Annotated in this window: 19 protein-coding genes; 15 read left to right on the top strand and 4 right to left on the bottom strand. The window is 61.7% G+C overall.

The genetic code is table 11. The annotated features are described in order from the left end of the window. The first annotated feature begins 575 nt into the window (after positions 1-575). The gene (locus tag KJQ96_RS02480; RefSeq protein ID WP_213285097.1) at positions 576-797 is read left to right on the top strand and encodes a hypothetical protein; all 222 of its coding nucleotides are present in this window, start codon (positions 576-578) and stop codon (positions 795-797) included. A 321-nt stretch (positions 798-1,118) separates the two neighbouring features. Here KJQ96_RS02480 and KJQ96_RS02475 read toward each other — a convergent pair whose 3' ends face one another. From KJQ96_RS02475 to KJQ96_RS02465, 3 genes are all read right to left on the bottom strand, one after another. Continuing rightward, positions 1,119-1,340 (bottom strand): hypothetical protein, encoded by a 222-nt coding sequence (locus KJQ96_RS02475; RefSeq protein ID WP_213285096.1) that lies wholly within the window; start codon positions 1,338-1,340, stop codon positions 1,119-1,121. Positions 1,341-1,837: 497 nt separating this feature from the next. Continuing rightward, positions 1,838-5,026: an efflux RND transporter permease subunit gene (locus KJQ96_RS02470; RefSeq protein WP_213285095.1), complete on the bottom strand. Its 3,189-nt coding sequence runs from the start codon at positions 5,024-5,026 to the stop codon at positions 1,838-1,840. Between the two features lie 26 nt (positions 5,027-5,052). Further along, on the bottom strand, positions 5,053-6,294 hold the full coding sequence (locus KJQ96_RS02465) for an efflux RND transporter periplasmic adaptor subunit (protein ID WP_213285094.1): 1,242 nt from the start codon (positions 6,292-6,294) through the stop codon (positions 5,053-5,055). 199 nt (positions 6,295-6,493) lie between these two features. On the opposite strand from KJQ96_RS02465, the gene KJQ96_RS02460 reads away from it, so the two are divergent. The 12 genes from KJQ96_RS02460 (at position 6,494) to KJQ96_RS02405 (ending at position 21,390) form a co-directional block, all read left to right on the top strand. Further along, positions 6,494-7,093 (top strand): TetR/AcrR family transcriptional regulator, encoded by a 600-nt coding sequence (locus KJQ96_RS02460; protein ID WP_213285093.1) that lies wholly within the window; start codon positions 6,494-6,496, stop codon positions 7,091-7,093. 213 nt (positions 7,094-7,306) lie between these two features. Next, on the top strand, positions 7,307-8,350 hold the full coding sequence (locus KJQ96_RS02455; RefSeq protein WP_213285092.1) for a LacI family DNA-binding transcriptional regulator: 1,044 nt from the start codon (positions 7,307-7,309) through the stop codon (positions 8,348-8,350). 82 nt (positions 8,351-8,432) lie between these two features. Continuing rightward, on the top strand, positions 8,433-9,890 hold the full coding sequence (gene xylB, locus KJQ96_RS02450) for a xylulokinase (protein ID WP_213285091.1): 1,458 nt from the start codon (positions 8,433-8,435) through the stop codon (positions 9,888-9,890). Continuing rightward, the gene (gene xylA / locus KJQ96_RS02445) at positions 9,887-11,209 is read left to right on the top strand and encodes a xylose isomerase (RefSeq protein ID WP_213285090.1); all 1,323 of its coding nucleotides are present in this window, start codon (positions 9,887-9,889) and stop codon (positions 11,207-11,209) included. Before xylB ends, xylA begins: the two co-directional genes overlap by 4 nt. A 12-nt stretch (positions 11,210-11,221) precedes the next feature. Beyond that, a complete protein-coding gene (locus KJQ96_RS02440; protein WP_213285089.1) occupies positions 11,222-11,986 on the top strand; it encodes an ATP-binding cassette domain-containing protein in 765 nt (254 codons plus the stop codon). After that, positions 11,986-13,068, top strand: a complete 1,083-nt coding sequence (locus KJQ96_RS02435) for an ABC transporter permease (protein ID WP_213285088.1) — start codon at positions 11,986-11,988, stop codon at positions 13,066-13,068. Before KJQ96_RS02440 ends, KJQ96_RS02435 begins: the two co-directional genes overlap by 1 nt. Before the next feature lie 91 nt (positions 13,069-13,159). Continuing rightward, a complete protein-coding gene (locus KJQ96_RS02430) occupies positions 13,160-14,092 on the top strand; it encodes a sugar-binding protein (protein ID WP_213285087.1) in 933 nt (310 codons plus the stop codon). Between the two features lie 87 nt (positions 14,093-14,179). Further along, positions 14,180-15,157: an aldo/keto reductase gene (locus tag KJQ96_RS02425; protein ID WP_213285086.1), complete on the top strand. Its 978-nt coding sequence runs from the start codon at positions 14,180-14,182 to the stop codon at positions 15,155-15,157. 3 nt (positions 15,158-15,160) lie between these two features. After that, a complete protein-coding gene (locus KJQ96_RS02420; protein ID WP_213285085.1) occupies positions 15,161-16,030 on the top strand; it encodes an amidohydrolase in 870 nt (289 codons plus the stop codon). 348 nt (positions 16,031-16,378) lie between these two features. Further along, positions 16,379-17,626, top strand: a complete 1,248-nt coding sequence (gene dinB, locus KJQ96_RS02415; protein WP_213285084.1) for a DNA polymerase IV — start codon at positions 16,379-16,381, stop codon at positions 17,624-17,626. A 573-nt stretch (positions 17,627-18,199) separates the two neighbouring features. Continuing rightward, positions 18,200-19,399 carry an ABC transporter substrate-binding protein gene (locus KJQ96_RS02410; protein ID WP_213285083.1) on the top strand — a complete coding sequence of 400 codons (1,200 nt, stop codon included), beginning with the start codon at positions 18,200-18,202 and terminating at the stop codon, positions 19,397-19,399. A 191-nt stretch (positions 19,400-19,590) separates the two neighbouring features. Further along, positions 19,591-21,390 (top strand): AMP-binding protein, encoded by a 1,800-nt coding sequence (locus KJQ96_RS02405; RefSeq protein ID WP_213285082.1) that lies wholly within the window; start codon positions 19,591-19,593, stop codon positions 21,388-21,390. 48 nt (positions 21,391-21,438) lie between these two features. Here KJQ96_RS02405 and KJQ96_RS02400 read toward each other — a convergent pair whose 3' ends face one another. After that, entirely contained in the window at positions 21,439-21,951 is a 513-nt protein-coding gene (locus tag KJQ96_RS02400; protein ID WP_213285081.1) for a helix-turn-helix domain-containing protein, read from the bottom strand. 238 nt (positions 21,952-22,189) lie between these two features. On the opposite strand from KJQ96_RS02400, the gene KJQ96_RS02395 reads away from it, so the two are divergent. Continuing rightward, the gene (locus KJQ96_RS02395) at positions 22,190-22,822 is read left to right on the top strand and encodes a 2-hydroxychromene-2-carboxylate isomerase (RefSeq protein ID WP_213285080.1); all 633 of its coding nucleotides are present in this window, start codon (positions 22,190-22,192) and stop codon (positions 22,820-22,822) included. Between the two features lie 78 nt (positions 22,823-22,900). Beyond that, the gene (locus tag KJQ96_RS02390; RefSeq protein ID WP_213285079.1) at positions 22,901-24,100 is read left to right on the top strand and encodes a CaiB/BaiF CoA-transferase family protein; all 1,200 of its coding nucleotides are present in this window, start codon (positions 22,901-22,903) and stop codon (positions 24,098-24,100) included.

The raw sequence follows: 24,100 nt of genomic DNA, 5'->3' as shown, positions 1-24,100 counted from the left end.
GAAAGTGTAACCCATGTGTCCGGTACGTTCTGTCACCTATGTCTCGGGCCGCTCACTTTTTGCACGGCCGCCTACGGTGCTCTGCGATTTCGTACGCCCAAGTAGCTGACAAGCGAAGCAACCAAGGATCCCGAGGTCGTCGACCATTGGAAAACCCGGCGTCGTTCTCAGGCGCGCCCTTGGATCGAACGGACCGTTCACCGAACATGTCGCCCTGCCTACAGACCCGTCCGGCGATGATGGCAACGACAGAAGAAGAAGGCGCGCCCTGTAGGCCAAAAAGGAGCCGTCTTGCAACAGCGACGATAAGGCAGCCGCTAGGCTGCGCTGGAGTACGAGAGAGCAGAGAGGCAGCGTGAAAGCGAGCGCCGGAAAGAAGAGGCTGGCAGGGCGAAGGAAAGGAAACGTCGCGAGCAGGCGATTCGCTAAGGCGCAAGCAGCACTTAAAAAGCCGAGCGGGAGCATGACACAACTGCAAGCGCCATTGAGGCCGAGCGTGGGGCACTCGAAGAACGGTGGCAAGCCGAGGATGATCGCTGGGAGAAGCAGAAGGATAGCCTGGAGAGGGCTAGGAGATGCTGGCGATCTCCGGTACGAAGCCGACGAAGGAGAACGCCGCAAAGAAAGGCGTCGAAGCCGCAGTGAAGATCAGCATAGGCTTCGCCGCAGCCGTAATGAAGTCAGCCGCGTCAGCCGAGAGGTCGAGTTTGTCTGAAATGGAAACCGTTCGGAGTGAACCTCCTGGCAACGGCGCGCGCCTTGCCTTCGCATGTTTCCAAGGCAATCTTCTGGGCTAGCATGACATCTCCGATCGGCAGCGCACCAATCGGCAGGAAACATAAGCCCTCGTTCAGGCGACCTTTTTCGTCGATCTCGCAGACGTTCACCGAGGCACCGGCGTGGATCCTGTACCGCTTTCCGCTGTCGCTTCCGACCACCTCGAAGTAGCCCCTCTTGGCGAACTGCTCGCGCTGACCGGGCGATAGCCATTCCCGCAAGAGCAGCAGCGACCGCCCCTCTGGCGTGCTCTCCGCGCCGTGCCTGATGAAGAGGGTTCGCGCCGCTCTCATGCGGGCGCGGGCGCTGGGCGGCAGCAGTCGGAAACTGAACAAGACCGACTACCCGCCGACCAACCTAGGGACGAAAAGGGTTTCTTCCGCCGTAGGGTCGAACGATCGTATCTGCGAGATCTGACCGTGATCCGTCCGCACGGCGGCGGTGAAGCCGGCCTTCGTCAGCTCATAAAACCGCTGCTCCGCCCTCGCCAGTTCCTGTACGTCGTGGGAGTTGAAAGTGTGCCGGCTGTCGCCGGTGCGGTCCATCACAATCTGGATTGCCATGATCGTCCTCCTCGGATTGATGATAGCCAAGGACCCCACTCAGTATCCGGCCAACCTGTCGAATTTTCAAGAGAAGAACATACCAATCGGATGACGCCGAGTAGCGCTCGGGCCGCACTCGGGTCGGCGGGCACCCCGGGCACTTCGCGTGTTGTCGAGGATCAGATTATACTGACCATCTTTTTCGCAAACGATTGCGCCGGCATGGAAATTTCACGCGTCTCTAGTTGCGCCGGTGAAGCTACTCGGGCGGTCGCGGTTGGAGCTCGCTGGCGCCCCCGAAATGTCAATGCAAGCAGCTTACCGCATGGTCGCAAGCCGTACTGCGAGCACACACGCCCGGCCGTACTCGTCGAGATTGATCTATTCGTCGATCGTGCGCGGCTCGATCTGCCCCGCGCCGAAGGGCCGCGGCTCGCATGCGTTCCGCGGCCTATGGGCGCTCGACGTTTGGCCGTGGCCAACCACTGTCTGTCGTTCGATCAGAGTGTCCCGCACTAGCGACCGGGCTCCGGCGCATGACCGGTCGCTACACTGGCGGAATGGTTGGTCAGCGGCTTCAGTCCCGTGATGGTGCGCAACAGAATATAGAACACGGGTGTCAGGAACAGGCCAAACACCGTGACGCCGATCATGCCAGAGAAGACGGCGACGCCCATAGCTCGGCGCATTTCCGAACCGGCACCGGTCGAGAGCACCAGGGGCAAGACGCCCATGATGAATGCCATCGAGGTCATCAGGATCGGACGCAGCCGCAGGCGGCTTGCCTCGATCGCTGCCCGGATCGGCGAACGACCTGCGAACTCCAGTTCGCGCGCGAATTCGACGATAAGGATTGCGTTCTTGGCCGACAATCCCACCAGCACGATCAATCCGATCTGGGTGAAGACGTTATTGTCGCCCTTCGACATCCAGACGCCGAACATCGCGGCAAGCAACCCCATTGGCACGATCATGATGATCGAGAGGGGCAGGGTCAGGCTCTCATAGAGCGCCGCCAGCACCAGGAACACGAGGAGGATCGCGAGTGGAAAAACCCAGATGCCGGAGTTGCCGGCGATGAACTCCTGATAGGTCAGGTCGGTCCATTCAAAGGCGAAGCCAGGCGGTAGCACTTCGGCGGCGATGCGCGTGGCCGCTTCCTGAGCCTGGCCAGAGGAATAGCCGGGCGCTGACGCGGCGTTGATGTCGGAGGACAAGAAACCGTTGTAACGGATCGCGCGTTCAGGCCCGGCGCTCTGGCGAATCTTCAAGAGCGCCGAGAGCGGGATCATGTCGCCTGAAGACGAGCGCACCTTCAATTGCCTGATGTCGTCGGCCCGCGCGCGGAACGGCGCGTCGGCCTGCACACGGACCGAATAGGTGCGGCCAAATTTGTTGAAGTCGTTGACGTAGTACGAGCCCAGATAGATCTGCAGCGTGTTGAAGACCTCTGTCACGGGCACGCCGAGCTGCAAGGCCTTGGTGCGGTCAATGTCGGCGAACAACTGTGGCACGTTGACCTGGAAGCTCGAGAAGACGCCGGCGATTTCCGGTGCCTTCTGCATCGCGGCCATGAACGCGTTGGTCGCCTCGTTCAGCGCGTCATAGCCGAGGCCGGCGCGGTCCTCGATCTGGAGCTTGAAGCCGCCGATGGTGCCGAGCCCGTTGACCGGTGGCGGCGGGAACATGGCGATAAAGGCTTCCTGGATCCCGGCATATTTCTTGTTCAGCTCGGCCGCGATCGCGGAGCCACTCAACGCGGGATCCTTGCGCTCCTCGAACGGCTTCAAGGTAGAGAACACGATTCCGGCGTTGGAGGAGTTGGTGAAACCGGAGATCGACAGGCCGGGAAACGCCACCGAGCTCTCGACGCCGGGCTGCGTCAGCGCAATGTCGCTCATCTTGCGGATGACCTCTTCGGTGCGGTCGAGCGTGGCGCCGTCGGGCAGGCGTGCGAAGCCGACGAGGTACTGCTTGTCCTGACCTGGGACGAAGCCGCTCGGCACCTGCTGGAAGAGCAGGGCGGTCAGGCCAATCAGGAGCACATAAATGCCCATCACCGTCGCCTTGCCGGAGATCACTTTGGACACGCTGCCGCTATAATTCTCCGAGGCGCGCGCGAAGGCGCGGTTGAAGCCGCGGAAGAACCAGCCGAGCCCTTTTTCCAGAATGAGGGTAAGCCTGTCCTTGGGCTCATTGTGGCCCTTGAGCAGCAACGCCGACAATGCCGGCGACAGCGTCAGGGAGTTGACCGCGGAGATCACGGTCGAAATCGCGATCGTCAGCGCGAACTGCTTGTAGAATTGCCCGGTGAGTCCGGAGATGAAGGCGAGGGGAACGAATACGGCAATCAAGACCAGTGCGATCGCGATGATGGGGCCGGAGACCTCCCGCATTGCCTGGTAGGTCGCGTCTCGCGGCGACAGCCCGGCTTCGATGTTGCGCTCGACGTTCTCGACCACAACGATAGCGTCGTCGACGACGATGCCGATCGCCAGCACCAGGCCGAACAAGCTGAGCGCATTAATGGAGAAACCGAACACGTACATCACGGCGAATGTGCCGACGATCGACACCGGCACGGCCAGGAGCGGAATGATGGAAGCCCGCCAGGTTTGGAGGAACAGGATGACCACCAGTACCACCAGCGCGATCGCTTCCAGCAGCGTGTGGATCACCGCCTCGATCGAGGAGCGCACGAACTGTGTGGGGTCGTAGACGATCTGATAGGATACGCCCTCGGGCATGTTCTTCTTGATCTCGGCCATGGTGGCGCGGACGCGGTCGGAGATCTGGAGCGCGTTGGAGCCGGGTGCCTGGAAGATCGGGATCGCCACCGCCTGTTTGTTGTCGAGCAGCGAGCGCAGGCCGTATTCGGATGCACCTAGTTCGATGCGCGCGACATCGCGCAGCCGCACCACCTCGCCACGCGCACCGGTCTTGACCACGATGTCGCCGAACTGTTCTTCACTTGCGAGCCGGCCTTCGGCGTTGACCGACATCTGAAGGTCGATGCCCTTGACGCTCGGCGAGGAGCCGACCACGCCGGCGGCGGCCTCAACGTTCTGCGCCTGGATCGCCCTCACGATGTCGCTTGCGGTCAGGCCGTGCTCGGCGGCCTTCTGCGGGTCGACCCAGACGCGCATCGAGTAGTCGCCGGCACCGTAGAGCTGGACATCACCGACGCCGTCGATTCGCGCAAGGCGGTCCTTGACGTTCAGCACCGCGTAGTTGCGGAGATACGTCATGTCGTAGCGGTTGTTTGGCGACAGCAGGTGCACGACCATGGTAAGGTCGGGCGAGCTCTTCTTGGTGATAATGCCGAGCTGGCGAACTACCGCCGGCAGGCGCGGCTCGGCCTGCTGCACGCGGTTCTGCACAAGCTGTGTCGCCTTGTCAGGATCGGTGCCGAGGCGGAACGTCACCGTCAGCGTCATCGCCCCGTCGGTGGTTGCCTGGCTGCTCATATAGAGCATGTTCTCGACGCCGTTGATCTGCTCCTCGATCGGCGTTGCCACTGTCTCCGCGATCACCTTCGGATTGGCGCCGGGGTAGGTCGCGCGCACCACCACGGAGGGCGGCACGACGTCCGGATACTCCGAGATCGGCATGGCAAAGAGCGAGATCAGGCCGGCCAGGAAGATCACGATCGAAAGCACACCGGCAAAAATCGGCCGATCGATGAAGAACTTTGAGAGATTCATTGCTATGCCCCAAGCGCTGACGGTTGTTAGCGCTGCACGATTTGCCGGGTACCGGCGTTCGATGCTTGCTGCGGTCCGCGCGAGCCCATCTCCGCAATTTCGGTCTTCAGGAGCGCGCCCGGGCGTACCCGTTGTAGGCCGTTCACGACGATGCGGTCACCGGATTTTAGGCCACCCGTCACGACGCGGAGCCCGTCTACCGCGCCGCCGAGCGTTATTCCGCGATAGACCGCGCGGTTGTCGTCACTGACCACCATAACGAACTTCTTATCCTGATCGGTACCGATGGCCCGCTCGTCGATCATCACCAGCGTCTGTTGCTGAGGCTGGCCCATCCGCACCCGCGCGAACTGGCCGGGGATGAGGCGTCCATCCTCGTTCTGGAATACCGCGCGGACGCGTATCGTGCCGCTCTGGCCATTGACCTGGTTGTCGATCAACTGGATATGGCCTTTGGCCGATGTGCCGCCAGAGGTGGTCATCTCGACGGGTATCTGATCAAGATTGCCGCGCTTGCCCGAACTATCTGCAATGGAATTCAGCGCCCGCAGCACGATCTCTTCGTCCGCATCGAAACTCGCATAGATCGGGTTGACAGAGACCAGAGAGGTCAGGACCGGGGAGGCAGTCCCTGCGGCCACGAGATTTCCGACGGTCACCTCGATCTTGCCGACGCGGCCATCGACGGGTGCGCGGACCTCGGTGTAGTCTAGATTGAGCTTTGCAGTCTGCAGCGTCGCCTCGGCCGCCTTCACATTGGCGATCGCTTCGCGATTGGCGTTCTCGCGCTGATCGAAATCGCGCCGCGTGACGACGGCGTTGCCGACGAGTTGCGCGCCGCGCTCGACTTCACTCGCAGTGAAGATCGCGCGCGCTTTCGCTGCCTCGAGCTGCGCGCTCGCCTTATCCACTTCGGCGGCGTAGGGCGCGGGATCAATCTTGAACAGGACATCGCCAGCTTTCACCAACGCGCCCTCGGCAAAGTTGGCCGACAGGATTGCGCCAGCGACGCGTGGGCGGAGCTCGACGCGGTTGACGGCTTCGAGACGTCCAGAAAAGTCATCCCACAGCGCGGTACGACGCGGCTCGATCACCGCGATCGTGACGGAGACGGCCTGCTCGGGTGCGGTCCCCGTGGTCGCCTGGGCCGCATGAAAATAGCGGCCGCTCGCGATCCAACCGGCCGCCGCGAGGACGCCGATGATGGCAACGCCGCCGACAACGCGTTGGAATCGGCCGGAACGGGAGGTATTGGCGGGTGGGGGCATTTGCGCGCTCCATATCTGTAGTGTTCACTACAGATATGGAGCTGGACGATGGTCCGCAAGACACTTATGTACTGCACACTACGAAAATCTTATGTCGCAACCCGCAAGACTGGAAATCAAATAAAAGAACCACGATAAATCAGAAGGTTAGATTGAACGCCGAGCGGAAAACGGCGTCGGCTGCAAGGGAGTAACGCGAATGGCCATGGGACGCCCGAGAGAATTCGACGCCGATGCTGCATTGGATCAGGCGATGGAAGTCTTCTGGAGACATGGCTATGAGGGCGCGACCATTGCCCAGCTTACCGAGGCGATGGGGATTAACCCGCCGAGCCTCTATGCGGCATTTGGAAACAAGGAAGGTCTTCTGAAGGCTGCTCTCGATCGGTACACTGCCAAACGTGCGGCCTGGATGGAGGATGTTTTGAGCGCGCCGACCGCCCGCGACGTCGCGGAGCGAATGCTCATGGGTACCGCAGACAGCCAAACCGATCCCGACAATCCGCCCGGTTGCCTGCTCGTGCAAGGCGGCCTTGCCTGCGGTACCGGTTCGGAGAACGTTCCCTTCGAGCTCGCAGCGCGCCGTGCACTGACCGAAGATCAGCTGCGCGAACGCTTCGTCAGGGCGAAGATTGAGGGCGATCTGAAGCCGGCCGCCGACGCTGCCGCGCTGGCGCGCTATCTGTCGGCGGTATCCGCCGGGATGGGCGTAATGGCGTCATCAGGCGCCGATCGCGAAGCACTGCGACAAGTGGCGAACGTATCCGTCAAAGTTTTCGAAGAACACTCGACAACGTAAGAGGTCATCTTCTTGCCGAGCCGAACTGCGCGACGGACGACGCGACGTCGATTACCTAAGGAAGAGACTGCATAGCCCGCGCTCGCTAGCACCACGGCTGAAACTACCCACGTTCGCGCTTCTTGTGGCGTGGCTCCCCGCTGCCAGGTCTGCGGCGCCGTGTTCCTCAAAATGAGTTGCGTACCTCAAATAACCTCTGCTAGCCTTCAGCCTATGAAGGAGCCGGACGTTAACAGCCCTCTCACGCTCAGGGACATCGCCCGCCAGGCTGGCGTCAGCCTCGCGACGGTCGATCGCGTCCTGCACAACCGCCCCGGCGTGCGGCCGGACACGATCCGCCGCGTCAAGGAGACGATCGCGCGCAACTCCTTCCAGCCGCATGTGGCCGGCGCCGAGCTCGCCCGTGGCCGTGCCCGGCGCTTCGCCTTCGTGATGCCGTCGGGGCCGAACCTGTTCATGCAGCAGATCCAGTCCTATCTCGGCGAGATGTCGGGCTGGCTGTCGGCCCGCCGCCTCGCGGTCGAGATGGTCGCAACTGACGTGTTCGACGCCTCCGTTCTCGCTAGCTCGCTGGAGGCTCTTGCCGGCGAGTATGACGGCGTCGCGGTCGTCGCGCTGGATCATCCGAGCGTGCGGGCCGCCATCAACGATCTTGTCGATGGTGGCGCCAAGGTGGTGACGCTGGTCTCCGATGTGCCGTCGTCGCGCCGTCATTACTATGTTGGCATCGACAATATCGCCGCCGGGCGCACCGCAGGCGCGCTGGTCGGCCGCCTCGTTGGTCCGCGATCCGGCAAGGTCGCGATCGTCGCCGGCTCGCAAGGCCTGCGCGACCATGCCGAGCGCATCTTCGGCTTCAATCAGGTGATGGCGTCGGAGTTTCCTGCGCTCAACGTGCTGCCCGTGCTCGAAGGGCGCGACGAGGACGAGCGCTCGGAACAGCTCATGTCGCGGCTGCTCGGCAGACATCCTGACATCGTCGGCCTCTACAATGTCGGCGCCGGCACGCAAGGCGTTGCCAAGGCTCTGATCGATTCCGGTCGCGAGAAGCAGGTAGTGTTCGTCGGACACGACGTCACCGTGCTGACGCGCAAGCTGTTGTTGCAAGGCGTGATGGATGCGGCGATCTCGCAAAACCCGGGACATGAGGCCCGCGCTGCGGTGCGCGTGCTGCTCGCGCTCGCCCGGGGCGAGCCGATCCTGAGTGAACAGGAGAAGATCCGGATCGACATCGTGATGCGGGACAATCTGCCGTAGCCTGCAGAACTGATTTGCAAGACGGCCCGGTGTTGGGAAGGCGACAAAGATCGCCGATCGGGCCGGAAGGGAGGACAACGACGTGTATCTCGGGATCGACATCGGCACGTCCAGTGTGAAGGCGGTGCTCTTGAACGAGGGTGGCGCAATCGTCGCGACAGCCGCGCGCGAGCTTGCGCTCTTGCATCCCGCACCGCTGTGGTCCGAGCAGGATCCGGACGCCTGGGTTGATGCAGCGATCGGCGTCGTCGACGATCTCGCGTCCGCTCATCCGCGCGACGTCGCGCAGGTGCGTGGCATCGGTCTCTCCGGCCAGATGCACGGCGCTACCTTGCTCGGCGAGGACGGGCGTCCGCTGCGTCCGGCCATCCTGTGGAATGACGGCCGGTCCCTTGCCGAATGCGAGACGCTCGAGGGGCGCTGTCCTTCGCTCCACACCATCGCCGGCAATCTCGCGATGCCAGGCTTCACCGCGCCAAAGCTGCTCTGGGTGACCCGCCACGAGCCTGAGATTTTCGAGCGGGTAGCAAAAGTGCTGCTGCCAAAGGCCTACGTGCGCTACCGCTTGACCGGCGAGATGGTCGAAGACATGTCGGACGCCGCCGGGACGCTCTGGCTCGATGTCGGTCAGCGCCGCTGGTCCGCGTTGCTGCTGCATGCCACCGGGCTCGATCTTCACCACATGCCGCGCCTGGTCGAAGGCAGCGAGACCAGCGCGGTACTCGCTTGCGAATTTTCGAAGCGCTGGGGCATGAGGAAAGATGTCGTGGTTGCCGGCGGTGCGGGAGACTGTGCCGCAAGCGCGATCGGGCTCGGCGCTATCACGCCCGGCGATGCGTTCCTGTCGCTGGGAACTTCAGGCGTCGCGTTTCGTGTCACCGACAGTTTTGCGCCGGCACCCGCGTCGGCTCTGCACGCCTTCTGTCATGCGCTTCCGGGTCTCTGGCACCAGATGGGCGTGATGCTGGCGGCGGCCGCCTCGCTCGCCTGGCTTTCGGGCGTTATGGCGACGCCTGCCGCCGCGTTGCTGGCGCCGCTCGGCGAGACCGTCCGCGGACCGAGCCCGGTCAAGTTCCTTCCCTATCTCGATGGCGAGCGCACGCCGCACAACGACGCTGCTGCCACCGGCGCGTTCGTCGGCTTGCGTGGCGCGACAGGGCGCGATCAAATCGTTCAGGCCGTGCTCGAAGGCGTCGCCTTTGCTGCGCGCGACAATCTTGCGGCGCTCGGCGATGCCAGTTCGGCGATCACCGAAATCGATCTCGTCGGTGGCGGATCGCGCTCGGCGCTGTGGGCCCAGATCTGCGCCGATGTGCTCGGCATTTCCGTCCACCGCGTCGAGGAGGGCGAGGTCGGTGCAGCGCTTGGCGCGGCACGGCTCGGCCGGCTTGCCGCAACCAACGAAAACCCTGCGCAGGTCTGCACGCGTCCGCGGCGGCTTGCGAGCTTCTTGCCGCGAGCGTCCGCCGCAGCCGCCTATGATGAAGCCTATCACCAGTGGCGAAAACTATATCCTGCGTTGAAGGAGTTCTCCCTGTGAACGTGTCACCCAAATTCTTCGCGGCGAGTGCGCCGATCACCTATGGCGGCAAGGACGCCAAAAGCCCGCTCGCCTTCCGCTGGTACAACAAGAATCGCATCGTTCACGGTCAGCGGCTCGAGGACCACCTGCGTTTCGCCGTCTGCTATTGGCACTCGTTCTGCTGGCCCGGCGGCGATCCTTTCGGGGGCGAGACGTTCATGAGGCCCTGGCATCATGGCTCGGATGCCATGGCAATGGCGCGCGCCAAGGCCGACGTCGCTTTCGAGCTGTTCCGCCTGCTCGATGTGCCTTTCTTCACCTTCCACGATGTCGACGCCGCGCCGGAAGGCGCCTCGCTGGCAGAGTCCGTTGCCAACCTCAACGCCATCGCCGATCTCTTCGAACAAAAGATGGCATCGAGCAAAGTGCGGCTGCTCTGGGGCACGGCCAATCTGTTCACACATCGTCGCTACATGGCGGGCGCGGCGACCAATCCGGATCCGGACATCTTCACCTATGCCGCCGGCCAGGTCCGCGCCGCGCTTGAGGTAACGCATCGGCTTGGTGGTCAGAACTATGTGCTCTGGGGCGGACGGGAAGGCTATGAGACGCTGCTCAACACCGACATTCAGCGCGAACTCGATCAGCTCGGCCGCTTCGTCTCGCTCGTCGTCGAGCACAAGCACAAGATCGGTTTCACGGGGCCGATCCTGATCGAGCCCAAGCCGAAGGAGCCGACCAAGCATCAGTATGATTTCGACGTTGCGACCTGCTACGGCTTTCTTCAGCGCTACGACTTGCTGAAGGACGTTAAGCTCAACATCGAGCAGAACCACGCCATCCTTGCCGGCCACTCGTTCCAGCATGAGGTCGCACTTGCCGGCGCACTCGGCGTGTTCGGTTCACTCGACATCAACCGCGGCGACGACCTGCTCGGCTGGGATACCGACCAGTTCGCGATGAACGTGCCGGAGCTGGCGCTGGTGTTTCATGAAATCCTGCGCCGTGGCGGTTTCACGACCGGCGGTCTCAATTTCGACGCCAAGATCAGGCGTCAATCCATAGACCCGGACGACCTGATGCACGCCCATGTCGGCTCCATGGATGTCTGCGCGCGGGCGTTCCTCGCCGCAGCCGACATGCTCGACGCTGAGGCGCTGACGAAGCCGGTCGCGGAGCGTTACGCCGGATGGGCTGAGGCGGAGGGTCGCGCAATCCTCGCCGGCCAGCGTTCGCTCGCCGATCTCGCCGATCGGGCGCTGGTAGCCGGCTTCGATCCACAGCCGCGCTCAGGTCGTCAAGAATATCTGGAATCATTGGTCAACCGGTATGTCTGAGCGAGGCTGAGCATGACAATCCCATGCGCAAACGGGCAACCGGTCCTGGAGCTGACAGGGATCGGCAAGGAATTCGGCGCGATCCGCGCGCTGCACGATGTCGACATGCAGGTCTTCCCCGGCGAGGTCGTCGGCCTGATGGGAGACAATGGTGCCGGCAAGTCGACACTCGTGAAGATCATCGCCGGCAATTTCCGCCCCACCCATGGCGAGATCCGCTTCGACGGTAGTGCAGTCCATTTCTACCGCCCCATCGATGCCCGCGCGGTCGGGATCGAGGTCGTCTATCAGGACCTGGCGCTCGCCGACAATCTGACGGCGGCGGCCAACGTCTTCCTCGGCCGCGAGCTCAAGCGCAGATTCGGTCCGTTCGCCTTCCTCGACCACAGGGCGATGGCAGCGCGCGCGCTGCAGTTGTTCGGCGAGCTGCGCTCCGAAACGAGGCCGCATGACCTCGTCAAGCAGATGTCGGGTGGTCAGCGCCAGGCGGTTGCGATTGCGCGGACGCGGCTTTCCAACGCCAAGCTCGTAATGATGGACGAGCCGACGGCCGCGATCTCGGTGCGCCAGGTCGAACAGGTCCTGAGCCTCATTCATCGCCTGAAAGAGCAGGGTGTCGCCGTCATGCTGATCTCCCACCGCATGCCCGACGTCTTCGCAGTCTGTGACCGCGTCGTGGTCATGCGCCGCGGCGAGAAACGGGCGGACAAGCCGATCGGCGACACCAGTCCTGAGGAAGTCACCGCCCTGATCACGGGCGCAAAGGAGGCAGCGTGATGGCTATGCCCCTGGAATCCCCGATCTCGTTTACCAATGTCGGTCGTATCAGATGGTGGCAGCGTGGCATCTTCGCTTCGCAAACCGGTTACGTTCTGCTCGCGCTGCTGGTGCTGCTCGTCGTGATGCATTTTGCCAGTCCATATTTCTTCACCGAAGGCAACATGCAGAACGTGGCGAAGAACTTCTCCTTCATCGCCATCGCCACCCTCGGCGTCACCTTCGTGATCATCACCGGCGGCATCGATCTCTCGGTGGGATCGATGATGTGCTTCTCCGCGATGATCACGTCCATGGTCATGTCAAGCCTGTCGACGCCGGGCATGCCCGGCGCGACGCTGTTCGTGCATCTTGCCGCGGACGGCAAGACCGTGGTCGCCAATGTGCCGGGGCTGATCCTGCTGGTCTCCGTTCTTGCCGGACTGGGCACCGCGCTGATCGCAGGTCTCATCAACGGCTTCTGCATCGCGGTGCTCGGGTTGTCGCCCTTCGTTACCACGCTCGGCATGCTCTCGATCGTGCGCGGCCTCGGCTATGTCGTCTCCAACGGCCGCGGCAGTTTTCCAGGCGGCCCGGACGCCGATCATTTCTACGCGCTCACCTCGGGCGATCTGTTCGGCGTACCTGCGCCCTTCATCTATCTCGTGATCCTCGCCGTGGTGATGGCAGTCGTGCTGCACCATACGACCTTCGGCCGTCATGTCTTCGCGCTCGGCGGCAACGAGAAGGCGGCGGAATTGACTGGCATTCCGGTCGTACGGGTGAAGATCGAAGTCTACGTGATTTGTGCGCTGGCCGCAGGGCTGCAGGGCATCATCGTCTCCGGCTGGCTTGGGTCAGCGCCTGCGAACATGGCAACGTCCTACGAGCTCACCATCATCGCTGCGGCCGTCATCGGCGGCGCCAACCTTGCAGGCGGCATCGGCGGCCCGCTCGGAGCCATCGTCGGTTGCGTGCTGCTGGAAGTGATCCGCAATGGCCTCGTGCTTGCGCAGGTCAGCTCTTACTGGCAGCAGACGCTGGTGGGCGTGATCATCATCCTGGCCGTGCTGGTCGACCGCATCCGCTCACGCATGACTTAGGAGTTACTCCGGGAGGACAACGAACGCATCGTCTATCCGCTTTCCGGGGCATCAATTCAAATGGATAGGCACAAAAGTGTGGAGGGAAGCAATGAGGAAGTTTCTTCTTGCCGGCATGGCCGTCGCGATGATGGCCACCCCGGCATTGGCGCAGACCTACAAGTTCGTGATCGTGCCCAAGGCGATGAACAATCCGTTCTTCGACGTCGCGCGCGACGGCTGCCTGAAGCGCGCCAAGGAGCTCGGCAACGTCCAATGCGTCTACAAGGGGCCGGTCGAGCATGAGCCGGCGACGCAGGCGCAGATCATCCAGGATTTCATCACGCAGAAGGTGGACGGTCTTGCGATCTCGGTCGCGGACGTCGCGGCGATGACGAAATCGATCGAGGCGGCGACCGCGGCCGGCATTCCCGTCATCACCTTCGATGCGGATGCGCCCGGCTCGAAGCGGATCGCCTATATCGGCACCAATAACAAGGACTTTGGCCTCGCGCTTGGCAAGCAATTGCTCCAGCTCAAGCCCGAAGGCGGCAAGTATGCCGTCGTCTCCGGCGGCCCCGGTGCCAAGAATCTTGCCGAGCGCGTCGACGGCGTACGCGAGGCGTTGAAGGGTTCGAAATGGGTCGAGGTCGCGGGTTCGCCGACCTTCTGCAACGACGATCCTGCGCTCGCGGTCCAGCAGATGACGGATCTACGCACCGCCACGCCGGATCTCGGCGCGATCGTGCCGGTCGGTGGCTGGCCGATGTTCGCGCCGGAAGGCTACAAGGCCTTCGTCAACAAGAACAGGAAGGACATCGACGCCGGCAAGCTGACGCTCGTCGTCGCCGATACGCTGAAGATGCAGCTTGAACTCTTGCGTGACGGCTATTCCAACGCACTCACCGGGCAGCGTCCCTTCGAAATGGGCGAGAAGGCAATGGATACGCTGTTGGCAATCAAAAAGGGCCAGAAGGTTCCCGAGGTCATCCATACTGGACTTGATCTCGTGACCAAGGACAACGTCGCTCAACTCTTGAAGTAGGAACGTTCTCAGCCCCGACGTTCCTGCGATACACTCCCTCTCCCGGTTGCGGGAGAGGGAGTGCATATTTCGACCATGGATCCTGGAATGAAGCATACGCGGCTTGCGGATGGACTCGACGTCACAGCGATTGGTCTCGGAACCGCTCCTCTCGGCGGCCTGTTTGCGCCGGTCAGTGACGCGGACGCGGAAGCCACGATCGAGCGCGCCTGGTCGCTCGGTGTCCGCTTCTTCGATACCGCGCCGCTCTACGGCTTTGGATTGGCCGAACGTCGCCTGGGCAGTTTTTTGCGCCGGCAAAAGCGGGATTCATTTGCGATCTCCACCAAGGTAGGCCGTTTGCTGCGCCCAGCCAGTGCGGCTGCGGAAGACGATCACTACAAGGGCACGCCCGCCGAACGGCCGGAATTCGATTTCAGCTACGACGGCGTGATGCGTTCGGTGGAGGACAGCCTCGACCGTCTCGGGCTCGACCGCGTCGATGTACTGCTCGTCCATGATCCGGATGACCACTATGAGGATGCAGTCGCCGGTGCCTTCCGCGCGCTCCAGCGCTTGCGCGACGATGGCACGGTCAAGGCGATCGGCGCCGGTATGAATCAATCCGAGATGCTCGTCCGCTTCGCCGAAGGGGCGCCGGTCGATTGCTTTCTGCTGGCGGGCCGCTACACGCTGCTCGACCAGGGCGCGCTGACGAATTTGTTTCCGATCTGCCGTGCGAAGAGCATCGGCATCATTCTCGGCGGCATCTACAACAGCGGTATCCTCGCGAACCCGCGCGACGGCGCGAAGTTCAATTACGAAGACGCCGATGCGGCGCTTGTCGCCCGCGCGCTGGCGCTGGAGGCGCTGTGCCGCAAGCATGGCACGGAGCTCAAGGCCGCCGCAGTCCAGTTCTGTATGGCCCATCCGGCGGTAACGGTCGCGCTGCAAGGCGCGCGCAGCGCTGCGGAGGTTTTGGATAACATCGCGATGGCCGCGCGGTTGGTGCCGTCATCCTTCTGGCAGGAGCTGCGCGAGCGCAAACTGGTCGATGCGTCAGCACCACTGCCGGGTGGAGTCTGACCCATGGTGATCGACGGTCATCAGCATTTCTGGGATCCCGCGCGCGCCGATTATCCCTGGATGGAGGCGCCTGAACTCGCGCGGATCCGCCGCGCCTTCGGCCCGAGCGATCTCGCGCCGCTGCTTCGCGCCAACGGGATCGATGCGAGCATTTTGGTGCAATGCCGCTCCTCGATCGAGGAGACCGAGGAATTCTTGCGCGTCGCCGCTGCGACGCCCTTCGTCATCGGTGTGGTCGGCTGGGTCGACCTGACCGGCGGCACGGTCGACGAGACGCTCGAACGGCTGCGCGGCTCGCCCGGAGGCGAAAGGCTGGTCGGCATTCGTCACCAGGTGCACGATGAGTCCGATCCTGATTGGCTGTTGCGCGAGGACGTGCAGCGGGGCTTGAGCGCAGTGGTTGCGCACGATCTCACCTACGATCTCCTGGTACGCACGCGCGAATTGCCGGCCGCGATCGCAACCGCGCAGGCGTTTCCGCAAGGGCGCTTTGTCCTCGATCACGCCGCCAAGCCGCCGATCGCCGACGGCTTCAGCCGTGAATGGGCCGATCGTCTCGCAGCGCTCGCCGAGTGCGGCAATGTCTGGTGCAAAATTTCAGGCCTCGCCACCGAGGCGAAGTGGGACGATTGGGACTCGGCTCGTCTGTTCCCGTTGGTCGAGCATGCCGCCAGATGTTTTGGCGAGGATCGCCTGATCTTCGGCTCCGACTGGCCGGTGTGCCTGCTCGCTGGCAGCCATGGCGAGATCAAGAGCGCGCTCGATGAGTGCCTGATGAAGGTTGGCCCGCATGTGCGCCACAAGGCGTTTGGGGCGAACGCTCAGCGGGCTTATCTTATTCCTCCTCCTCTTGTGGGAGAAGGTGGCGCGTAGCCGCGAACTCACCCGGGCGAGGGTCATTCGCGGGCGAGACCTCTCACACCCTCTCTCAGTGGGGCGAGGCTCGGGCAGCGCAGCTCACTCACGCGTTCGCGGGAACCTGATCCAGAAGGCCCGTGACGCTCCTTGATGCATGCTGTGTGATGGCTTCGCAGTGTTCGATCAAGGTGGAGATTCGGCTCGACGTTCCAGGCAGACTCGGCGACGGGTGTACGTAGGCTGAAAGACAACTTTCCTTGCAGCTTCCAGGGAAATGTCTAGCCCGGCTTGACAAGCGTCCACGCGTGTTCTCATTATGTTCTCATGAGGATTTCCGTCAGATCTCGCGGGTGAACGGTCGGGATGGCTATGACAGCCACGATCCTCCATGCAGACCTGGACGCCTTTTATGCCTCGGTTGAGCAGCTACTCGACCCTTCGCTACGCGGCAGACCCATCGCGGTCGGTGGCGGGGTTGTGCTTGCCGCTTCTTACGAAGCCAAGGCCTTCGGGGTTCGTAGCGGCATGCAGGGACGGCAGGCGCGTGAACTGTGTCCACAACTCATCTTTGTCCGCGGCCATTTCAAGGACTACCAACGGTTGGGCGACGCCGCCATCAAGGTGATCGGCGATTTCACACCGCTCGTCGAGCGGATTTCCATCGACGAGGCCTTTGCCGACGTTGCGGGCTGCACCCATCTTTTCGGCGCACCTGCTGAAATTGCAGCGGCAATCCGCCAGCGCGTACGCACTGAGCTTGGCCTGCCGATCTCAGTGGGTGTCGCGCGTACCAAGCATCTCGCGAAAATCGCTTCGCAGGTGGCCAAGCCAGACGGGCTTGTCGTTGTCGATCCCGACACCGAACTGGAATTCCTTCACGAACTAGCCGTCGAGCTGATGTGGGGAGTGGGTCCGGTCGCGAAGGCGCGGCTGGCCGAGATCGGCGTGTTGACCATCGGGCAGTTGGCCAAGACACCAGGATGGTCGCTCGAACGGTTGCTCGGTCCCGCGGCAGGCGAGAAACTCGCGGCGCTGGCATGGAATCGCGATCCCCGGCAACTCAAGCCGCATCGCCGGGCCCGATCGGCCGGGGCGCAGTCAGCGATTGGCAGGAAGCCGGCCGAACAGCAGGTTATTCGACCCACCCTGTTGCACCTTGCGGACCGCATCGCCGCGCGGCTACGGGCGAAGTCTAGGCCCGGCCGAACCGTGACGGTCCGCGTTCGCTTCGGCGACCTGAACTCGGTCACGCGCTCGGTAACGCTCCGTGCGCCGATCTCCGCGACCGTGATGCTCGCTAAACTTGCCGAGGAACTGGTGTGCGCGGTCCTCGCAGATCACCCGGACGAGAAGATCATCTCGCTGTTGGCGATCTCCGTATCGCATCTCGAGGAGAGCTGGGATTTGGAGCTGGAGCTCCCGCTCGGACTTGAAGATGAAGCGCGCCGTCCCGGCAGCAGGCTAGGTATGGCCCGTTGGACGGCAGACTGCGCTGTCGACAAGATCCGCGATCGCTTCGGATGGGATGCGATCGGATACGGCTCGGCAACGCTGGGTGTTTCTCGTTTGGTGCCTGACGAATTTCGTAAACTCGCCGAAAAGAATTTGTAGCCTCCGCCGGCACCTGGATCACGCGCCGGATCGGCGAAGTGTTTCCTGCGCGGCAACGCACCGATGGGCGGGCCTGCTGTTTCGGTCTTGCGCTCGGACTCGCGGCTGTTTCCCTGGTGCCTCAGCTTTACCGCCCCGCGCTTCGCGTATCGCTCGGCTTCAGTCATCAGCGCGCGGCGCCGTCGCCCATGCACGCCCATGCATTGAAGAGTAAAGTCCGTCCCACAGACAGTTCTATATTAGAATTTCTGACGTATTTGGCTCGGAAGAAGTAATCCCGTCGCATTTCTGACGGGCCACGTTGCTTCATCTGCGCCGGTAGTTGCGCAAGCTATACTTGTGCGGACGCACGGCACTTACTGATGAATGCTAATAGGTCTGGGCCGGAGATGCCACGTCACCCAAAATAGATTGAAGCCCATTTCCGGCAAAGATGAACTGGTTTCGCCGGGACTTGACTAGTTCTAAAAAAGAACTGTAGGTTTAAAAACAAGACGGTCGGAGAATGGCCGCGGTTTGCAGGATCGCGCTAACACGTGCCCGTAAGGGTGCATCGCGTTTGGGAGGACGAGCATGTTGATAAGATGGAAGATCGTGGCGGCTCTGGTTTTACTTTTGAGCGGCACGGCATTCGCAGCCGAAGAGCCAGGAATCTCAGCGACCGAGATCAAGATTGGCGGTGTTTTTCCGTTCAGCGGACCGGCGTCATCGATCGGTCTCGTGGGCAGGGGCGTTATGGCCTATATTCAGTCGGTCAACGACCGCGGGGGCATCAACGGCCGCAAGATCAACTACATCGCATACGATGACGCATACAGCCCTCCGAAAGCGGTGGAGCACGTCCGCAAGCTCGTTGAGAGCGACGAGGTGTCGTTCATGTTCGGCCAGCTCGGCACTCCCGGCATCTCGGCCACGGCAAAATACCTGCGGTCGAAAGGGGTGCCCAGCATCGCAATCGTGAGTGGCTCATCCAAGTTCACGGACGTCGCCAGTTATCCGCTGACCACGACAGGTCTTGTCAGCTACGACACCGAAGGAAAAATCTACGCGAAATATCTGACGAGGGCACTGCCGAACGGCAAATATGCCATCCTCTATCAGAACGACGACTTGGGCAAAGACTACGTCAACGCCTTCAAGGCTTTTCTCGGCAAAGACTTCGATCGAAAGGTCGTGACCGCTTCCTATGAGGTCACTGAACCGACGGTTGATTCACAGGTCGTAAATTTGAAGAGCTCCGGCGCGGACGCGCTTGTCATCGCCGGCACGCCGAAGTTCGCGGCGCAGGCCATCCGGCAAGCCTCTGTGATCGGCTGGAAGGCGACCGTGATCATTAATTTTCCTTCGAGCTCGGTCGGAGGCACGCTCGCGCCGGCCGGCCTCGACAAATCTGTCGGCGTGATCGTCGGTACGACTAACAAGGATGTTCTGGATTCGGCTTGGAAAGACGACCTGGGCATGCAGGCCTTCCGGGTGTTTTTCGACAAGTATTTGCCGGGCGCCGATATCACTAACGGCAGCTATCTAACCGGCTATCAGCAGGGCATCCTGCTCGAGCAGATTCTAAGGCAATGCGGCAATGATCTGTCCCGCAAGAATATTCTTGCGCAGGCCAAGAACCTGAAGGACTTCGTCGTTCCGACTGCGCTGCCCGGCATCAAGGTCAACACCACCGACACCGAGAATATGATCTGGACACAGATGCGATTGCAGCGGTGGAGCGGCACGAGTTGGCAAGCCTTCGGCGACGTGCTGGACGCCAGGTCCGAGTGACCCGGCGCGAGCGAACGACGGTTCCGGCAAGTTCGCGACTTGGATGCGAACTGCCGACCGGCCGGGCCCGTCAGACCGATTGATAACTCGCGTTATCCAGGCCGGCGGACCCACGAGCACCAGGTAGCGGTAGTGAATCGGGTTGCTGCCTTCAAGCGCTCCTTTCCCGGTAATTCAGGAGATCGTTTTCCATGTCGAAGGCACTGACGTTTGCGCCAAGGGAGCTTTGCATAGAGCGTCGAACCGACGGCACGCTCATCTTGAGCTCGCCTGTTGAGTTGGGGGAATGCACTTGGCGCATCACGGATTTCCTACCCAACTGGGCAAGCTCTGCTCCGGATAGAATTTTTCTTGCGCAGCGCAATGCGAAGGGGGGATGGGACGAGATTACCTATGGTGAAGCATGGTTGCAGGTTCAGGCGGTCGGCCAAAGCCTGATCGATATGGGCGCAAAGCCGGCTGACAAGCTGGCGGTACTTTCAGGAAACTCCATCGAGAACGCCGTGATCTCGTTTGCCGCGATGTCGATAGGGGTAATTCTGGCGCCGATATCGCCAAATTACACGCTGATGCCCGGCGGTCTGGCTCGTCTCAACGATATCGCGGAGGTGCTACGTCCGAATTTCGTTTTCGTTCAGAGCGGACGCGACTTTTCTGCGGGCCGCTCCATTCCGGAACTGGCAGCCGTGACCTGGATCAGCGTCGATGGCGCGCCGGACACGGTGCCTTTCCGGACTCTGACCGCCCGAAGTTTGAGCGATGGATTCGAGCGCGCATCAAGTGCGGTGTCTTGCGATGCCATCGCGAAGATTCTCTTCACGTCCGGTTCGACCGGTTTCCCGAAAGGCGTGCTCAATACCCACCGCATGATGGCGAGCTCCCTGCAAATGGGGAGTCTGCTTGTGTCTGCTCCCGATGCGCCGGTGCAGGTTGAGTGGCTGCCATGGCACCATACGATGGGCAGCAACGTAATCCTTCACGGCATTCTCAAGAATGGCGGCACACTTTACATCGACGATGGCCGGCCGCTGCCTCAGCTCTTCCACAAGACGGTCGCGAATCTCAGGGACATTTCACCCACCGCCATGTTCAACGTGCCTGCCGGCTACAATCTCTTATGCGACGCGATCGAGAACGACCTCGATTTTGGCGCCAGCGTATTCAAGCGTATGGATCGATTGAGCTATGCCGGAGCAGCAATTTCGCAAGCGACGCTTGAAAAGCTCTATCGGCTGACATCGTCGATCACCGGCCGGCGAATTCCGGTCATGTCGGGCTACGGTACCACCGAAACGGCCCCGACCATCAGTACGACCCATTGGGCCACCGACCAGCCGGGAGAGATTGGTCTTCCCGCGCCGGGCCTGCAGCTAAAACTGATCCCGGTTTCCGATACTTACGAGGCGAGGGTGAAGGGACCCAACGTCACCCCGGGTTATCTCGGAAGGCCGGATTTGACGGAAAAGGCTTTCGATGAGGAGGGGTTCTATCGCATCGGCGACACCGTCTCATTTCTGGATCCTCAAAAGCCGGAGCGTGGGCTGCGCTTTACAGGCAGAATTTCCGAGAACTTCAAACTCGCGAACGGCACGTGGGTCTCGATCGGGAATATGCGCGCGGCAATCCTGGACGCAACGCGCGGCGTATTGCTCGACATTGTCGTTGCCGGAGAAAACCGTGAATCGTGCGCGCTGCTCTGCTGGTTGAATCCGACCGAGGCAGCGCGGATTTCGAACACGCCAGCCTCGGATTTAACCTGCGATCCTCTCGTGGTTCAATTTCTGAAAGATCGTTTTCGGGAGTACAACGAGACCGTCGGAAGCAGCGAACGAATCTGTTCGTTCTCCCTGCTGACGGATCCGCCGTCATTGGCCGCAGGAGAAATAACCGATAAGGCCTATGTCAATCAACGTGCCGTGCTGAAACATCGCTCTGAACAGGTAGAGCGCCTCTACTGCAACGAAACAAATCGAGATGTGATACGGGTCTAAGGGCGCTTCAGCCGTTCGCCTCTGAGGTCGTCCGGGCGAGCGGCCACCTCACGCGGCGCTGCGGCGCGCCTTTGCCTTCGGTTTCTCTGGCGCGTTTATTGCCGCGGTGGTTCGGGCACCGGGGCCGGGGTGGGTATGAACCTCCTTGGCCGAAAGCGGCTCGCCGCATTCGGAGCACACCATGACCGGATCGAAGTTCTTGCCGCATTTGCGGTGCTGGTGCAGCAACGGCCGCCCGCGTTCGTCGACCATGTGCGTGTCGCCCCAATGCACGATCGCCATCATGATCGGATAGAGATCGAGGCCCTTTTGGGTAAGGATGTATTCATGCCGTTTGGGCGACTCCTGATAGGGAATGCGGCGCAGCACGCCTTGCCGGACCAGTTTCTTCAATCGTTCGGCGAGCAGATGGCGTGTGATCCCGAGCGCAGACTGAAATCCCTCGAAGCGGCGCGTGCGCAGGAAGCACTCGCGCAGGATCAGAAGGGTCCAGCGGTCGCCGATCACGCCGATGGTCCGGGCCATCGAACACGGCTCTTCCTCCAGTTCATCCCATCTCATTCCTGTTCTCCGGTCTTCCCACACTAGTTCCGCTCGAATCGTCCAGCGAACTTTTGGTTCCGCTACCATTCTAGTTAGGTACTAAACTCCAAACAATCCCCTGGGGTTCGCGTCAAATTAGGAAAATTCCGCATAATTTGACAGTTCGTTTTTAGAACTGTATGGATAAATGGCAAGCTTGGGTTCAGCCTGCTGATTATCGACCTGACCAACAACGCGCTCTCCGGGAGGAGTCGACATGCCCCTGAAGGTAGAATTCCTGTTCGATTTCGGCAGTCCTAACGCCTATCTGGCGGAAATAGCCATTCCGGGGATCGAGCGGCGTACCGGCGTGAAATTCGCGTATGTCCCGGTTCTGCTCGGCGGCATCTTCAAGGCGACGGGCAACATGTCCCCGTTCGACTCGCTTCGCGGCATCAAGAACAAGCCGGAATACCAGGCGCTGGAGACCCAGCGCTTCATTCGTCGCCATAATGCGACTAAGTTCAAACAGAATCCGTTCTTTCCGGTCAATACGCTGATGCTGATGCGTGGCGCCGTCGCCGCCCAGTTCGAAGGCGTGTTCGAGCCCTATTTCCGCGCCGCCTACCATCATATGTGGGAGGAGCCGAAGAAGATGGACGACGTCGAAATCTTTCGTAACGCCTTCATCTCCTCAGGCATCGATATCGACCGGCTGATCGCGCGCGCGCAGCAGGGTGACGTCAAGAAGAGGCTGATCGACCTGACCAACGACGCAGTCAGCAGGGGAGCATTCGGTTCGCCGACTTTCTTCGTCGGAAAGGAAATGTTCTTCGGCAAGGACCAGCTCCGCGACGTCGAGGAATCGATCGTCGAGCAGACCAGGCAACCTGTTCCCAAGACGGCCTAACAGCGCCTATTGTCCGGGTTGAGTGACGAAAGCCAAACTCCCGGACCCAAAGCAAAAGTGAACGCAGGGAGAATGTCCATGCCTGGCCCGCTTAGCGGTGTTCGTGTCCTCGACCTGACCGGCGTGGTGTCGGGCCCGTTCGCGACCATGTTTCTGGCGGACCAGGGCGCCGACGTGCTGAAGATCGAGCCGATCGGCGGCGATATTACGCGCCGCAGCCGGGCCACCATCGACAAGGACGGCGAGTTCTCCGCGCTGTTCATCTCTTCGAACCGCGGCAAGCGTTCGCTGTCGATCGACGTCAAGAGCACGGGTGGCCGTGAGGTGCTCACCAGGCTGGTCGCGCAGGCCGACGTGCTGGTGCAGAACTTCCGGCCCGGCACCATGGAGCGCCTCGGTTTAGGCGTGGAAGAATTGCGCCAGCGCCATCCGCGCCTGATCTATGTCTCGATCAGCGGCGTCGGCGATACCGGCCCGTATGTAAAGAAGCGCGTCTATGACCCGATCATTCAGGGCCTGTCGGGCTTCGCCGATATCCAGTCGCAGCCGGTAACAAACCGTCCGCAAATGATCCGCACGATCGTATGCGACAAGACCACTGCAGTGTTCACTGCGCAGGCGGTGGCGGCAGCCCTCTATGCCCGCGAGAAAACCGGGCAGGGCGATCATATTCAGGTCGCGATGCTGGATGCGATGATTTCCTATCTCTGGCCCGAAGGCATGATGCAGTATACGGTCGTAGGGGCCGAGGCCGCCGCAGCCGATCCCAACGATCGGCCGGATCTCGTGTTCAAGACCAGTGACGGCTACATCACCGCCGGCACTATTTCGGATTCCGAATGGCAGGGTTTCTGCCGGGCATCCGGCGATCCCGAGCTTGCCAACGATCCCCGGTTCGCGACGCCATCGGCGCGTTCGGTCAACGCCACCGCCCGCATCAACAAGATGGCTGAATATATCAGCCAGCATACCACCGCCGAATGGCTGGAGCGACTGGATGCCGCGGATGTACCCTGCGCTCCAATCCTGCGGCGGAGCGAAATCATCCACAATGAGCAGGTTGTGGCGCGCGGTATCATCGCGGAATTCGATCAGCCGAAAGTCGGGCGGGTGCGGCAGCCGAAGCCCGCGGCTCGCTTCGAAATCAATGAGGCTGCAATTGGCGGACCGGCGCCGAGGGTCGGTGAGCATTCGCGCGATGTGTTGCGCGAACTGGGGTATGACGACAGCGCCATCGACAAGATGGTCGCCGAACGCGCCGTGCGCGTGGCCGTCTAG

It is taken from the genome of Bradyrhizobium sp. sGM-13 (assembly GCF_018398875.1).
Classification (GTDB): Bacteria; Pseudomonadota; Alphaproteobacteria; order Rhizobiales; family Xanthobacteraceae; genus Bradyrhizobium.
This window is presented reverse-complemented; position numbering and strand designations above follow the sequence as displayed.